The sequence below is a fragment of the Streptomyces echinoruber genome (genome assembly GCF_014651135.1).
Classification (GTDB): domain Bacteria; phylum Actinomycetota; class Actinomycetes; order Streptomycetales; family Streptomycetaceae; genus Streptomyces; species Streptomyces echinoruber.
Window position 1 is genome coordinate 228,519 of record NZ_BMWH01000005.1, and the last position, 13,846, is coordinate 242,364.

Genomic DNA, 13,846 nt, shown 5'->3' on the forward strand with positions numbered 1-13,846 from the left:
GGAGGCGAGGGCGGAGGCCGGGACCCCACACAAGCGGGCGCGGCCCGGGACCGTCGTGGTCCCGGGCCGCGCCCGTCGCGTCCGGTGTGCGCCCGGGCAGGCGCCTGCCGTGGTTCCCCCGGCTACAGCGGCTACTCCTGCTACACCGCCTACTGCGATCCCTCCGGCTACTTCGGCTGCGGCTTGCGCACCTGCAGGTGCAGTTCCTTCAGCCGGGCCTCGTCCAGCTCGGTCGGGGCGCCCATCATCAGGTCCTGGGCGTTGCCGTTGAGCGGGAAGGCGATGGTCTCGCGGATGTTGGGCTCGTCGGCCAGCAGCATGACGATGCGGTCGATGCCGGGGGCGATGCCGCCGTGCGGCGGGGCGCCGAAGCGGAAGGCGCGCAGCATGCCCGCGAACTCGCGCTCGGTGGTCTCGCGGTCGTAGCCGGCGATCTCGAACGCCTTCAGCATGATCTCCGGCTCGTGGTTGCGGATCGCGCCGGAGGACAGCTCGACGCCGTTGCAGACGATGTCGTACTGCCAGGCCAGGATGTCCAGCGGGTCCTGCGTCTGAAGGGCTTCCATGCCGCCCTGGGGCATGGAGAACGGGTTGTGCGAGAAGTCGATCCGGCCGGTCTCCTCGTCCTTCTCGAACATCGGGAAGTCGACGATCCAGCAGAAGCGGAAGACGTTCTCCTCGAAGTGCCCGGCCCGCTTGGCGGCCTCGACGCGCACCGCGCCCATGATCTTGGAGACCTCGTCGAAGTCGCCCGCGCCGAAGAACACCGCGTGGCCGGGGGCGAGCGAGAGGCGCTTGGTCAGCTCGGCGACGTTGTCCTCGGTGAGGAACTTCGCGATCGGGCCGGACAGCGAACCGTCCTCGCCGACGCGCACCCAGGCCAGGCCCTTGGCGCCGAGGGAGACGGCGTACTCGCCGAGCTGGTCGAAGAACTTGCGCGGCTGGTCCTGGACCGCCGGCACCGGCAGCGCGCGCACGTGCTTGCCGGCGAACGCCTTGAACTCCGAGCCCTCGAAGACGTCGGTGATGTCCACCAGCTCCAGCTTGGCGCGCAGGTCCGGCTTGTCGGAGCCGTACTTCAGCATCGCCTCGCGGAACGGGATGCGGGGGAAGGGCGAGGTGACGTGGCGGCCGCCGCCGAACTCCTCGAAGATCTCCGTCATGAGCTTCTCGACCGGCTGGAAGACGTCCTCCTGCTCGACGAAGCTCATCTCGACGTCGAGCTGGTAGAACTCGCCCGGCGAGCGGTCGGCGCGGGCGTCCTCGTCGCGGAAGCAGGGCGCGATCTGGAAGTAGCGGTCGAAGCCGGAGATCATCAGCAGCTGCTTGAACTGCTGCGGGGCCTGCGGCAGAGCGTAGAACTTGCCCGGGTGCAGGCGGGAGGGGACCACGAAGTCGCGGGCGCCCTCCGGCGAGGTGGCCGTGAGGATGGGGGTGGCCATCTCGTTGAAGCCCATCGCCGCCATCTTCTGCCGGATCGCGGAGATCACCGCCGTGCGCAGCATGATGTTGCGGTGCATGCGCTCGCGGCGCAGGTCGAGGAAGCGGTATTCCAGGCGGAGCTCCTCGTTGACGCCGTCCTCGGTGTTGATCGTGAACGGCAGGGGCGCCGCCTCGCCGAGGACCTCGACCTCGGCGACCTCGACCTCGATCTCGCCGGTGGGCAGGTTCGGGTTGACGTTCTCCGCGCCGCGGGAGACGACCTTGCCGTCGACGCGGACGACGGTCTCCTTGGACAGCTTGTCCAGCGCCGCGTAGGCGTCCGTGCCGGGGCGGGCGACGAGCTGCGTGATGCCGTAGTGGTCGCGCAGATCGATGAACAGGATGCCGCCCAGGTCGCGCCGATTGTGCAGCCAGCCACTGAGCCGGACGTCGGTGCCGACGTCAGAGGCGCGGAGCTCGCCGCAGGTGTGGGACCTGTACCGATGCATCGTCGTTCATCCAGCCTTCGCTGCTAGGGGTCTGCGTTTCCCGGGGGCTGCGTTCCCGGCGGAACGCCTCCGGTTTCACGTGAAACGTCTCCAGCGTACCGGCCGCCCCGGGACGGCCTCCCCACCCATTCCCCGCACCACCCCTCGCCCCCGTCCCTCGCTCACCCGTGCACCATCGGTGGCAGTGTTCGATCGACTCTTCTTAAAGTGGGTCAATGCGCACTGGTGAGCCTCTGCCCGCCGTGGGGGAGGTCCTCGCCGCCCTCGCGACCGGCCTGTGGCACTGGGACACCGCCACCGGGCAGGTCACGGTCGACGCCGAGGCCGCACGGCTGCTCGGGCTGCCCGCCGAGCCGGCCGTGCTCGGCGAGGCCCAGGTCCGCGCCCGCTTCCACCCCGTCGACTGGAACGAGATCACCAGCGTGGTCCGCCTCGCCGTCGCCGAGGAGACGCTCGCCGAGGTGCGCATCCGGATCATGGACGAGCAAGGACGGGTCGTACGCGTCGTACGCAGCCGTTCCAAACCGACGTTCGACGCCGACCGGCGGGGCTACCGGCTCGTCGGCCTCCTGCAGGAGGTCGCCGAGCCCACTCCGGGCACCCCGGCCGCCCGCAGCGCCGTCACCGGCGACTGGCGCCGCTCCCGGGAGGCGTTCCTGCTGGACGCGGGCCGCGCGCTGGCCGAGGCCCGCTCCACCGCCGAGGTGCTGCGGGTCGCGGGCGGGCTGGCGATGCCCGGGTTCTCGCCGGACGGCATGGCGGTCTTCGGCACCGAGGGCGACCGGCTGACGGTGATCGGCCACCATGGGCAGCGGCCCGGGGACGAGGAGCCCTTCCTGCACATGCCCCTCGAGACCGACTACCCGGCCGCCGAAGTGGTGCGCACCGGCCGCGCCGTGTACCTGTCCTCACCGGAGGAGTACAAGCGGCGCTACCCGACGACCTGGCCGCTCGCCCGGACCTTCGGCCGCCGCTCCTGGGCGTTCCTGCCGCTGACCGTCTCCGGGCGCACGATCGGCACCTGGCTGGCCGCGTTCAAGTACCCCGTCGCCTTCACGCCCGACGAGCGCTCCGTGCTCACCACGGTGGCCCGCATGCTCGCCCAGGCCCTTTCCCGCGCCGAGGAGGCGGAGTCGGAGCGGGAACTGGCCGACGGACTGCAACGCTCCATGCTGCCCACGCTGGGCCCCGACATCCCCGGCATGAGCCTCGCCGCCCGCTACATCCCCACCGGCGGCGGCCTGCAGGTCGGCGGCGACTGGTACGACACGATCCCGCTGCCGGCCGGCCGGTTCGCCCTCGTCATCGGCGACGTCCAGGGGCACGACGTGCGCGCCGCCGGCCTCATGGGCCAGCTACGGATCGCGCTGCGCGCCTACGCCGCCGAGGGCCACGGCCCCGACGCGGTGCTCTCCCGCGCCTCCCGCTTCCTGCACGGCATCACCGGCACCACCGACGACCTCGCCGACCTGCGCTTCGCGACCTGCCTGTACGCCGAGTGCGACCCCGCCACCGGCATCCTGGAGATCGCCCGCGCCGGGCACATGGACCCGGCGATACGCATGGCGGACGGCACGGTCATCACCCGGCCCACGGCCGGCGGCCTGCCGCTGGGCATCGACCCCGACGCCGACTACCCCATCACCCGGTTCGCCCTCGAACCCGGCGAGACCATGCTGCTGTGCACCGACGGCCTCGTCGAGACCGGCGGCCACGACCTGGAGACCGGCTGGAAACGGCTCCGCACCACGCTGGAGGAGCACCAGGGCGGCCTGGAGGACCTCGCCGACGCCCTCGTCCAGGTCGTCCACGGCCCCTCCTCCCACCACACCACCGGGCCCCTCACCGACCGCCGCGAGGACGACATCGCCGTCCTGCTGCTGCGCCGCGAACCCGACGGCGAGGCCGCCGCCCGCCGCCCGCGCGTCCGCCGCGTCCTGCTCACCGTGGCCCAGTCCGAACCGGAACGCATCGCCGCCGCCCGCCACCAGCTGCGCGAACTCCTCCACGACTGGCCCGACCCCGACCAGGTCGACTCCGCGGTCCTGCTGCTGTCCGAGGTGCTCACCAACGTCCTGGTGCACACCGACTCCGACGCCCTCGTCGTCGCCGAGGTCACGAGCGCCCCGGACGCCCGTCACGTGCGCGTCGAGGTCGCCGACGGCGGCGACGAGCTGCCCCACAGACGACACCCCGGGGAGCTGGCGTCCTCCGGCCGGGGCCTGATGCTGGTCGAGCTGCTCGCGGACGCGTGGGGGGTGGATCCGCGGGGGGAGGGCAAGAGCATCTGGTTCGAGCTGCGGAAGGGGGTCGGGGAGAAGGCCCGGAAGACCTGGGAAACAGCCGGGGAGAAGACCCGGGAGACCTGGGGCCAGTCGGAGACGCGTACGACAACACCCTGATGGGATCGACAGCATCCTGATGGGATCGACAGCATCCTGATGGGATCGACGATCGGCCTGTACAAGACCGAGCTGATCAAACCCCGGCGGTCCTGGAGCCCACTCTCCCAGGCCGAGTCGGCCACCGTCGAATGGATCGACTGGGTCGACTGGGACAACCACCGCAGACTCCACGGTGAGACAGGCCATGCTCCGCCCGTCGAGTCACCACTCAACCGGACAGGAGGGCTCAAGCGGCACGCAGGCGAAGCGCAGCCGCCGGTGCTTCCGCTCTGATGACCGGCGTGCCGCGTCCCGGACCAGCAGCGGCCCCTACCGCATGGGGCCAAGGCCGAACGCGCGGGCGTCGGAGCCCCACCCGGTGACCTCCTGCCAGTCTCTGCATCATGCTCAGTCCTGCCTGTGTCCGGCCGCCACAAGCCCAGCGGGGAGTTCGCCCGGCTCGCCGACGAGGTCCTGAACGCCGGGAAGGCGATCTGGCGGCGCTGGTGCGACTACGAGCAGGACCGCACCCGCAACCGGCGCCTGCCCGCGCCGCCGACCCCGCGCAGGCCACCCGAGCAGCCGTACGCCACCGGTTCCGCCCTCGTGGTCGAGCACGACGCGGCCCACCTGAAGTACGACGGCAGCAAGTACCGGCTCACCATGCGCAGGCTGCTGCGGAACACCGGCACCGACCCAGTGACCCGCTACCTGATCCGCATCTCCGTCGACCGCTACCCGGGCGATCCGGAGCGGTCCAACGCGCACTACCGGGCCCATCCGCTGACCTGGGACGAACTCGACCTCACGGCGACGTGCCGGGGGAGGCCATGCGCTGGCAGACCAAACACGACCGGGACGCCTTCAAGGAAGTCTGGCTGCTGTTCGACAACGAACACGGCCGCTTCCCGCTCTACCCTGGCGAGTCCGTGTGGATCGAGTATGCCTACACCGTCGGCGACGACAAATGGGGCAACTGGTTCCAGCGGGCCGTCCGCCTGCCGACCGAACAGCTCGAAGTCCAGCTCGCCTTCCCCGCCGCCCTCGACCCGGTGGTCTGGGGCACCGAGACCTCGATGACCGCCGAAGCCTCTCCGCTGCGGACCCCGCCCGTCCGCAGCGACGACGGTGAACCACGGCAGTTCACGTGGATCACGGCCACACCCGCTCTGCACGCTCGGTACCGTCTTGAGTGGCGGTTCCGGGCTCGGCCCGAACGCGACACGGATCAAGGGGAGTTCAGGTGATTGACATGCGGCCCAGCCAGCAGATGCGAGAGCTCGGAGTCGTCCAGCACGGCGCCGGCATCCTCGCCGAACCGGCCCGTGCCTTCGACCTGCCCGCCGAGCGCGACGAAGCCGAGCGCATCACCGACGAGTTGTTCGCCGCCATGGAGCGGATCGGCCAGGTCCACCCCTTCGCCAAGGGCATGGGCATCGCCGCCTCGCAGATCGGCATCGGCCGCGCCGCCGCCGTCGTCCAGCCACCCGGCGACGCCCCCGCCATCATCCTTCTCAACCCGAAGATCACCGACCATTCCGACGAGATGGACGAGCAGTACGAAGGCTGCCTGAGCTTCTTCGACGTCCGCGGCCTCGTACCCCGCCCCCTGAAGATCACCGTCGAGACCACGACCCTGACCGGCGAGACCGTCACCACCGTCTACGAACGCGGCCTCGCCCGCCTCATCCATCACGAGATCGACCACCTCGACGGCCTGCTGTACACCGCCCGCATGCGGGCCGGCGTCGACCCGATTCCCGTGGAGGAGTACCGGCAGAGCGGTCGGGCCTGGGAATACGACAGCGCCTGACCATTCCAGACCCGTATCCGACCGAGGGCCGACCAGGCGGGGCCGCTCACGCAACCCCAGTCGGCACTTCTCCTGGGGCATGCAGCGTCTGAACTCCTCTGATGAAGCTCCGTCTGACCTGGTAGTGGCCATGTGCTCAGCAGATCGAGCGGTTGAGGCGTCAGGCCGGGCACCCATGTGGGCATGCAGCGGGCATGCTCTGAGCGTTCTGCGCTTGCAGCGAGGCATGGCCAGGTGTCAGTGAAGCGGGTTTGCGCCCGATGCGGGCAGACTCCGTCCCTGTCCGGCTGGACTCGTCCGTCTCGGTGGCTCAGCGAGTCCTACAGCCCGCCCTCGGACATCCCGTGCACCGCCGGGATCGTGCCCAGGCGGCCCTTCTTGAAGTCCTCGAAGGCCTGCACGAGCTCTTCCCTGGTGTTCATGACGAACGGGCCGTAGTGGGCCATCGGCTCGCGGATCGGCTGTCCACCCAGGAGGACGACCTCCAGGTCGGGGGTGTGGGAGTCCTGCCGGTCGTCCGCGCGGACGGTCAGCGAGGAGCCGGAGCCGAAGACGGCGGCCTGCCCGAGGTGGACCGGGCGGCGCTCGGTGCCGACGAAGCCGCGGCCGGCGAGGACGTACGCCAGGCCGTTGAACTCCTCCCGCCAGGGCAGGGTGACCTCGGCGCCCGGCGCCAGCGTCGCGTGGATCATGGTGATCGGGGTGTGCGTGATGCCGGGACCCCGGTGCCCGTCCAGCTCGCCGGCGATGACGCGCAGCAGCGCGCCGCCGTCGGGGGAGGTGAGCAGCTGGACGCTGCCGGCGCGGATGTCCTGGTAGCGCGGCGGCATCATCTTGTCCTTGGCCGGCAGGTTCACCCACAGTTGCAGTCCGTGGAAGAGGCCGCCGGAGACGACGAGCTGCTCGGGCGGCGCCTCGATGTGCAGCAGCCCGGAGCCGGCGGTCATCCACTGGGTGTCGCCGTTGGTGATGCTCCCGCCGCCGCCGTGGCTGTCCTGGTGGTCGAAGGCGCCGTCGATCGTGGTGACGGCGAGGACGGGGCGCGGCGCGGCACCGGACGGCACGGTCACGCGCGGAAGCGTCAGCGGGTTGTCGACGGTCACTGCGGGCATGGCGGTTCCTCCTCGGATACGCCCAGCTTAGTTGAGCGTTTAACTTTCCACCATCGGCAATGGAGAAGGCCCGCGGGACATTCCCACGGGCCTCAAGCACTCCGCAGCGCGTCGACCGCCGTCTGCGCGGCAACGGCGGCAGCGGCGGCAACGGCATCCAGGTTCCGTCTCTTCGGTCGGCGCCGGTGTCTTCTTGGCGTTTTCTTGGCCGACTGCTCCCCGTCTCCCTCGCCGCCCGCGTCGCCCTGCGGCCCTGCGTGATGATCGTGACGAGGATGAGGGCGAGCGGGAGCCGCCCGCCCTCACAGCCGGGCGTCTTGCACGTCGGTCCGTCCCGGGAACACCCAGGGCCCCGGTTCCTCACCCGGTCCGTGCCGAGCCGGGCCGAGCCGGGCCGCTGTGCCGTCCGGATTCCCGGTGGCCCGAGCGGAGGCGGAGTCCGCTCGCCTTCCGGAAGATCACCCCGAAAGGTCACCCCGGCCCCGGGAGGAACCGGACGACTCACCGCAGACGAGTCGTCCGGCCCGACGGGGCAGGCTTCAGCAGGCGTCGATGTACCAGACGGGGCCCCAGTCACCGTACGCGTCCGAGGAGGGGGCGCCCGGGGTCGTGTAGATGAGCCTCTTGTTCTTGTCGTACATGCGGGCCTTCGTCCCGGCCGACTGGTTGTTGTACCAGGAGCCGCCGCTGTTCAGGCCGTCCGGGATCTCCTGCAGGTAACAGTCCTTGAACCTGAAGGCCAGGTCCTTGAAGTTCGACTTCTTGTAGCCGCAGAAGTAGTACTTCGGGCAGTCGGACGGTGCCGCGGCCGCCTGGGACTGGGCCGAGGCGGCGGGCGTGAGCATGCCGGCCACACCGAACACCGCGGCGGCTGCCGCCAGGCCGAACTTGTGCGAGGTCCGCACGAGAGATTCCCCTTTCTCACGGAAGCCACCTGCCTTGAGACCGGTGGTGGACTCGAGCGTGCCCGCTCGCCGCCCCTCTCGTCGTCAGCAGCGGACGCACAGTGCTTGGTGCTCGGCGCACACCTCGATTCGGCGCACACCTCGATTCGGCGCACACCTCGATTGACGCGGAAGCACCTGTCGTGAGCAGCAACAGCGGCTGAGAGTGGTGGATGACCACCCGCATCACCCATGACGCCACGGGGAATTGCATGATCACCGTTCTGGACACCGCCTGCCTGCCGCCCGCCGAGAGGACGGGCGTCTGGGCGGAGACCACGGCACAGGCCCTGGTGACCACTCGCTTCAGATTTCCCGACCCCGCGAACTTCGGCGCGCGCATCCGCACCATGACGCTGGGACCAGCGCAGCTGTCGACGTTGTCGTACGCGCAGCTCGTGTCCTACCGCTCCCCGCGACTGATCCGGCAGTCGGATCCCGAGCTGTACCAGATCGCCGTGATCACCTCGGGACGGCAAGGCATCGAGCAGGCGAGGCAGAACACCGTCCTGGGACCCGGTGAGATCGTCCTTTACGACAGCTCCCGCCCCTTCGAGGCATCCGCCCACGGTCCCGGCAGGTGCGGTTCCCTGGTCCTCCAGTTCCCGCGGCGCCTCATGCCGCTGCCCGACCAGGTCGTCGCCCGGTTGTGCGGGGCGTCCCTCGGAGCGGCCGACGGTGTGGGACATGTCTTCCGTCAGACCCTGGTCAGCCTGACCGAGGCGGCACCCGACCTCACCGCCCGCGACCGCCAAAGGCTCGGCACGGCCGTCATCGATCTCGCCGCGGCGCTCATCGCCCGGCATGCCGACCGAACGTCCCAACTGCCTGCGGAGAGCCGGATGTCGACGCTGTTTCAGCAGATCACGGCGTTCATCACGCAGCACTTGCACGACCCCGGCCTCGGTCCGGCCACCGTCGCGGCGGCACACCACATCTCCCCGCGCTACCTGCACCGGATCTTCCAAGCGCACGGAACCACCGTGAACACGTTCATCCGGCAAGAACGGATGGACCGTTGCCGAAGGGACCTCGCGGACCCCGCCCTCCACGCGACACCCGTCAAAACCATCGGCGCCCGCTGGGGCTACCCGAGGGCCTCCGACTTCACCCGCGCCTTTCGGACCGCCACCGGCTTGACCCCCACCGAGTACCGGGCCGCACAGAAATGTGCCCGGGGCGGACGGCGCGTGCCTCTTTGACGGGTCGGCCGGCTGATCGTTGACGGGTCGGCCGGCCGATCGGATGCGTCCGTCCGGTCAGTGATCACCGATGCGGTGGGGGACCGGAATCCGGACCCGGCGCCGCCCGAAGAGACAGAACCCGGCCAAGTCGGCCGTACGACCGATAGAGACAGGACCCGGCCGTACGACCGAAGAGGCGGAACCTAGCCGTACATCCGGCGCATGGCGAACTCGACCATCTGCTCCACCGCCTTGGCGTCGAAGACGATGCGGTGCTCCCCCTCCATGTCGAGGACGAAGCCGTAGCCGGTGGGCAGCAGGTCGATCACCTCCGCGCCGGTGATCACGAAGTACTTGGACTCCTTGCCCGCGTACCGGCGCAGCTCCTTCAGCGAGGTGAACATCGGGATCACCGGCTGCTGGGTGTTGTGCAGGGCGAGGAAGCCGGGGGTGTCGCCGCGCGGGCAGTAGACCTTCGAGGTGGCGAAGACCTGCTGGAAGTCCTCGGCGGACATCTGCCCGGTGGTGAAGGCGCGCACGGCGTCGGCGAGCGAGGGCGGGGACGGCTCGGGATACAGCGGCGGCTGCTGCCCGTAACCACCGGCCATCGGCTGCTGGGGCGGGGCGTACTGCTGCTGGGCGCCCACGTTCTGGTCGTAGCCGTACATGAGCGCAAGCGTACTGAGTCACAGATGACCGATTCGGGGTTGCTTCTTATTACCGGCGGGTAGCATCATCGTAGCTACTTGCTGGTACGGGTGCGAGGAGTCAGTGCCTCGCCGATCCCTCTACGGAGAGCCATCGCCATGGGGCACTACAAGTCGAATCTCCGCGACATCGAGTTCAACCTCTTCGAGGTGCTCGGCCGCGACAAGGTGTACGGCAGCGGCCCGTTCGCGGAGATGGACGTCGAGACCGCGAAGAGCATCCTCGAGGAGATCACGCGCCTCGCGGAGAACGAGCTGGCGGAGTCCTTCGCGGACGCCGACCGCAACCCGCCGGTCTTCGACCCCGAGACCAACACCGCTCCCCTCCCCGAGTCCTTCAAGAAGTCCTTCAAGGCCTTCATGGACTCCGAGTACTGGCGCCTGGGCCTGCCCGAGGAGATCGGCGGCACCACCGCCCCGCGCTCCCTGATCTGGGCCTACGCCGAGCTCCTCCTCGGCTCCAACCCGGCCGTGTGGATGTACTCCTCCGGCCCGGCGTTCGCCGGCATCCTCTTCGAGGAGGGCAACGAGGTCCAGAAGCACATAGCCAAGATCGCCGTCGAGAAGCAGTGGGGCTCCACCATGGTCCTCACCGAGCCGGACGCCGGCTCGGACGTGGGCGCCGGCCGCACCAAGGCGATCCAGCAGCCCGACGGCTCCTGGCACATCGAGGGCGTGAAGCGCTTCATCACCTCCGGCGAGCACGACATGGCGGAGAACATCCTCCACTACGTCCTCGCCCGCCCCGAGGGCGCCGGCCCCGGCACCAAGGGCCTGTCCCTCTTCCTCGTGCCCAAGTACCTGTTCGACTTCGAGACCGGCGAACTGGGCGAGCGCAACGGCGTCTACGCCACCAACGTCGAGCACAAGATGGGCCTGAAGGTCTCCAACACCTGCGAGATGACCTTCGGCGAGAAGCACCCCGCCAAGGGCTGGCTCATCGGCGACAAGCACGACGGCATCCGGCAGATGTTCCGGATCATCGAGTTCGCCCGCATGATGGTCGGCACGAAGGCGATCTCCACCCTGTCCACGGGCTACCTCAACGCGCTGGAGTACGCCAAGGAGCGCGTCCAGGGCCCGGACCTGAAGAACTTCATGGACAAGACCGCGCCCAAGGTCACCATCACCCACCACCCGGACGTGCGCCGCTCCCTGATGACGCAGAAGGCGTATGCCGAGGGCATGCGCGCCCTGGTGATGTACACCGCGGCCGTCCAGGACGCCATCCAGCTCAAGGAGGCGGCCGGCGAGGACGCCTCCGCCGAGCACGCCCTGAACGACCTGCTGCTGCCCATCGTCAAGGGCTACGGCTCCGAGAAGGCCTACGAGCAGCTCGCCCAGTCCCTGCAGACCTTCGGCGGCTCCGGCTACCTGCAGGAGTACCCGGTCGAGCAGTACATCCGCGACGCCAAGATCGACACCCTCTACGAGGGCACCACCGCCATCCAGGGCCAGGACTTCTTCTTCCGCAAGATCGTCCGCAACCAGGGCCAGGCGCTGAACGCCCTCGCCGAGGAGATCAAGAAGTTCCTGGCCGTCGGCCCCGGCGGCGAGGAACTCGCCCCGGCCCGCGACCGGCTCGCCAAGGCCGCCGTCGAGCTGGAGGCCATCGTCGGCCTCATGCTGAACGACCTCGCGGCCACCGAGCAGGACACCAAGAACATCTACAAGGTCGGCCTCAACACCACCCGCCTGCTGATGGCCTCCGGTGACGTCGTCGTCGGCTACCTGCTGCTGAAGCAGGCCGCCGTCGCCGCCGAGAAGCTCGAGACCGCCTCCAGCAAGGACAAGGCCTTCTACGCCGGCAAGATCGCCGCGGCCAAGTTCTTCGCCGCGAACGTCCTGCCGGGCGTGACCCTGGCCCGCAAGGTCGCCGAGACGGTCGACCTGGAGCTGATGGAGCTGGACGAGGCGGCGTTCTAGAGCCCCGGCGGCCGGACCGCGCCCGCGGCGACCCGGGCGGCCCGGCCGAGAGGGCCCGCTCCCGTACCACCGGGAGCGGGCCCTTGCCCGTCGTTAAGGTGAACCCATGAGCACACCCGCCCGCCCGTCTTCCGCCACCACCCCTCCGCAGAGCGCCTCGCGCGCACCGTCGGCCTTCGACCGGGGCCACACCGACGACCTCATGGCCTACCTCGCCGCGAGCCCGTCGCCGTACCACGCCGTGGCGAACGCCGCCGAGCGCCTGGAGAAGGCCGGTTTCCGCCGGGTCGCCGAGACGGACGCCTGGGACGGGAGCACAGGCGGCACGTACGTGCTGCGCGGCGGGGCGATCGTGGCCTGGTACGTCCCCGAGGGCGCCGCCCCGCACACCCCGTTCCGCATCCTCGGCGCGCACACCGACTCCCCCAACCTGCGCGTCAAGCCGCTGCCGGACGCCGGGGCGCACGGGTGGCGCCAGGTCGCCGTGGAGGTCTACGGCGGACCGCTGCTCAACTCCTGGCTCGACCGCGACCTGGGCCTGGCCGGCCGGCTCACCCTGCGGGACGGCTCCACGCGCCTGGTCAACGTCGACCGGCCCCTGCTGCGCGTGCCCCAGCTCGCCATCCACCTGGACCGCTCGGTGTCCACGGAGGGCCTGAAGCTGGACAAGCAGCGGCACCTGCAGCCGGTGTGGGGCCTGGGCGACGATGTGCGCGACGGCGACCTGATCGCGTTCCTCGCGCAGGAGGCGGGCCTCGACCCGCGGGACGTCACCGGCTGGGACCTGATGGTGCACTCCGTGGAGCCGCCGGCCTACCTGGGCCGGGACCGGGAACTGGTCGCCGGTCCCCGCATGGACAACCTGCTGTCGGTGCACGCCGCCACGGCCGCCCTGGCCGACGTCGCCACGCGCGGCGCGTCCCTGCCGTCCATCCCGGTGCTGGCCGCCTTCGACCACGAGGAGAACGGCTCCCAGTCGGACACCGGCGCGGACGGTCCGCTGCTCGGCACGGTCCTGGAGCGCTCGGTGTTCGCGCGCGGCGGATCGTACGAGGACCGGGCACGCGCCTTCGCCGGCACCGTCTGCCTGTCCTCCGACACCGGCCACGCGGTGCACCCCAATTACGCGGAGCGGCACGACCCCACGCACCACCCGCGCGTCAACGGCGGCCCCCTGCTGAAGGTCAACGTCAACCAGCGCTACGCCACGGACGGTTCAGGCCGCGCCGTGTTCGCCGCCGCCTGCGAGAAGGCCGGCGTGCCCTTCCAGTCGTTCGTGTCGCACAACTCCATGCCGTGCGGCACCACCATCGGCCCGATCACCGCCGCCCGGCACGGCATCCGCACCGTCGACATCGGCGTGGCGATCCTGTCCATGCACAGCGCGCGCGAACTGTGCGGCGCCGACGACCCGTACCTGCTGGCCAGGGCGCTGGTGGCGTTCCTGGAGGGGTGAGCGCGCAGGCGAGCGGCGGCGCACTTGTCAAGAGGGCCCGCATGCCGCCCACTTGGCCGGGTACCCGGAGGTCACCGGAGTGACCGGAACGACCGGACACCGGACAGGGAGGCGACACTCATGGGCCTCGGCGGATGCATCATCCTCATCGCCGTGGGAGCCATCCTCACGTTCGCGACCGACTGGCACATGCAGGGGGTCAACCTCGACCTGGTCGGCATCATCCTGATGATCGTCGGACTGATCGGCGTCACGACCTTCAGCAGCATCGCCCGCCGCCGACGCGTGGTCGTGCCGCCCCCGACGACGACCGTCGTCGAGGACAGCCGCACCGCGCCCCGCCGGGACGGCTACACCGACGGGTACGGCGTGTGATGCCACGGCGGACC

General features: G+C 70.2%; 12 protein-coding genes. 8 read left to right on the forward strand and 4 right to left on the reverse strand.

Features of this window, described 5'->3' with window-relative positions; all coding sequences use genetic code 11:
* Window positions 1–167: 167 nt before the first annotated feature.
* On the reverse strand, window positions 168–1,931 hold the full coding sequence (gene aspS / locus IE225_RS10020; RefSeq protein ID WP_190057032.1) for an aspartate--tRNA ligase: 1,764 nt from the start codon (window positions 1,929–1,931) through the stop codon (window positions 168–170).
* Between the two features lie 215 nt (window positions 1,932–2,146).
* Here aspS and IE225_RS10025 point away from each other — a divergent pair, with 215 nt between their 5' ends.
* The 4 genes from IE225_RS10025 to IE225_RS10040 all read left to right on the forward strand — a co-directional run bounded on the left by IE225_RS10025 (window position 2,147) and on the right by IE225_RS10040 (window position 6,128).
* Window positions 2,147–4,333: an ATP-binding SpoIIE family protein phosphatase gene (locus IE225_RS10025; RefSeq protein ID WP_190057033.1), complete on the forward strand. Its 2,187-nt coding sequence runs from the start codon at window positions 2,147–2,149 to the stop codon at window positions 4,331–4,333.
* Window positions 4,334–4,372: 39 nt separating this feature from the next.
* Complete coding sequence (locus IE225_RS10030; protein ID WP_190057034.1) at window positions 4,373–4,609, forward strand: hypothetical protein; 237 nt, start codon at window positions 4,373–4,375, stop codon at window positions 4,607–4,609.
* 536 nt (window positions 4,610–5,145) lie between these two features.
* Window positions 5,146–5,562 (forward strand): hypothetical protein, encoded by a 417-nt coding sequence (locus tag IE225_RS10035; protein ID WP_190057035.1) that lies wholly within the window; start codon window positions 5,146–5,148, stop codon window positions 5,560–5,562.
* Between the two features lie 5 nt (window positions 5,563–5,567).
* Window positions 5,568–6,128 (forward strand): peptide deformylase, encoded by a 561-nt coding sequence (locus IE225_RS10040; RefSeq protein ID WP_229879405.1) that lies wholly within the window; start codon window positions 5,568–5,570, stop codon window positions 6,126–6,128.
* Window positions 6,129–6,448: 320 nt separating this feature from the next.
* Here IE225_RS10040 and IE225_RS10045 read toward each other — a convergent pair whose 3' ends face one another.
* A complete protein-coding gene (locus tag IE225_RS10045) occupies window positions 6,449–7,240 on the reverse strand; it encodes a pirin family protein (protein WP_190057037.1) in 792 nt (263 codons plus the stop codon).
* A gap of 539 nt (window positions 7,241–7,779) precedes the next feature.
* A complete protein-coding gene (locus tag IE225_RS10050) occupies window positions 7,780–8,145 on the reverse strand; it encodes a hypothetical protein (protein ID WP_190057038.1) in 366 nt (121 codons plus the stop codon).
* Window positions 8,146–8,357: 212 nt separating this feature from the next.
* On the opposite strand from IE225_RS10050, the gene IE225_RS10055 reads away from it, so the two are divergent.
* Window positions 8,358–9,386 carry an AraC-like ligand-binding domain-containing protein gene (locus IE225_RS10055; RefSeq protein WP_229879374.1) on the forward strand — a complete coding sequence of 343 codons (1,029 nt, stop codon included), beginning with the start codon at window positions 8,358–8,360 and terminating at the stop codon, window positions 9,384–9,386.
* 185 nt (window positions 9,387–9,571) lie between these two features.
* On the opposite strand, the gene IE225_RS10060 is transcribed toward IE225_RS10055, so the two are convergent.
* Complete coding sequence (locus tag IE225_RS10060; RefSeq protein WP_190057039.1) at window positions 9,572–10,036, reverse strand: SseB family protein; 465 nt, start codon at window positions 10,034–10,036, stop codon at window positions 9,572–9,574.
* Window positions 10,037–10,174: 138 nt separating this feature from the next.
* On the opposite strand from IE225_RS10060, the gene IE225_RS10065 reads away from it, so the two are divergent.
* From IE225_RS10065 to IE225_RS10075, 3 genes are all read left to right on the forward strand, one after another.
* Window positions 10,175–12,001: an acyl-CoA dehydrogenase gene (locus IE225_RS10065; protein WP_190057040.1), complete on the forward strand. Its 1,827-nt coding sequence runs from the start codon at window positions 10,175–10,177 to the stop codon at window positions 11,999–12,001.
* A 106-nt stretch (window positions 12,002–12,107) separates the two neighbouring features.
* Window positions 12,108–13,457: a M18 family aminopeptidase gene (locus IE225_RS10070; protein WP_190057041.1), complete on the forward strand. Its 1,350-nt coding sequence runs from the start codon at window positions 12,108–12,110 to the stop codon at window positions 13,455–13,457.
* Between the two features lie 120 nt (window positions 13,458–13,577).
* The gene (locus IE225_RS10075) at window positions 13,578–13,832 is read left to right on the forward strand and encodes a DUF6458 family protein (RefSeq protein WP_190057042.1); all 255 of its coding nucleotides are present in this window, start codon (window positions 13,578–13,580) and stop codon (window positions 13,830–13,832) included.
* The last annotated feature ends 14 nt before the right edge of the window (window positions 13,833–13,846 follow it).

Coding starts and splice junctions, on each gene's coding strand:
- aspS (WP_190057032.1), bottom strand. CDS start 1,931: ATGCATCGGTACAGGTCCCACACCTGCGGCGAGCTCCGCGCCTCTGAC.
- IE225_RS10025 (WP_190057033.1), top strand. CDS start 2,147: ATGCGCACTGGTGAGCCTCTGCCCGCCGTGGGGGAGGTCCTCGCCGCC.
- IE225_RS10030 (WP_190057034.1), top strand. CDS start 4,373: ATGGGATCGACGATCGGCCTGTACAAGACCGAGCTGATCAAACCCCGG.
- IE225_RS10035 (WP_190057035.1), top strand. CDS start 5,146: ATGCGCTGGCAGACCAAACACGACCGGGACGCCTTCAAGGAAGTCTGG.
- IE225_RS10040 (WP_229879405.1), top strand. CDS start 5,568: ATGCGGCCCAGCCAGCAGATGCGAGAGCTCGGAGTCGTCCAGCACGGC.
- IE225_RS10045 (WP_190057037.1), bottom strand. CDS start 7,240: ATGCCCGCAGTGACCGTCGACAACCCGCTGACGCTTCCGCGCGTGACC.
- IE225_RS10055 (WP_229879374.1), top strand. CDS start 8,358: ATGACCACCCGCATCACCCATGACGCCACGGGGAATTGCATGATCACC.
- IE225_RS10060 (WP_190057039.1), bottom strand. CDS start 10,036: ATGTACGGCTACGACCAGAACGTGGGCGCCCAGCAGCAGTACGCCCCG.
- IE225_RS10065 (WP_190057040.1), top strand. CDS start 10,175: ATGGGGCACTACAAGTCGAATCTCCGCGACATCGAGTTCAACCTCTTC.
- IE225_RS10070 (WP_190057041.1), top strand. CDS start 12,108: ATGAGCACACCCGCCCGCCCGTCTTCCGCCACCACCCCTCCGCAGAGC.
- IE225_RS10075 (WP_190057042.1), top strand. CDS start 13,578: ATGGGCCTCGGCGGATGCATCATCCTCATCGCCGTGGGAGCCATCCTC.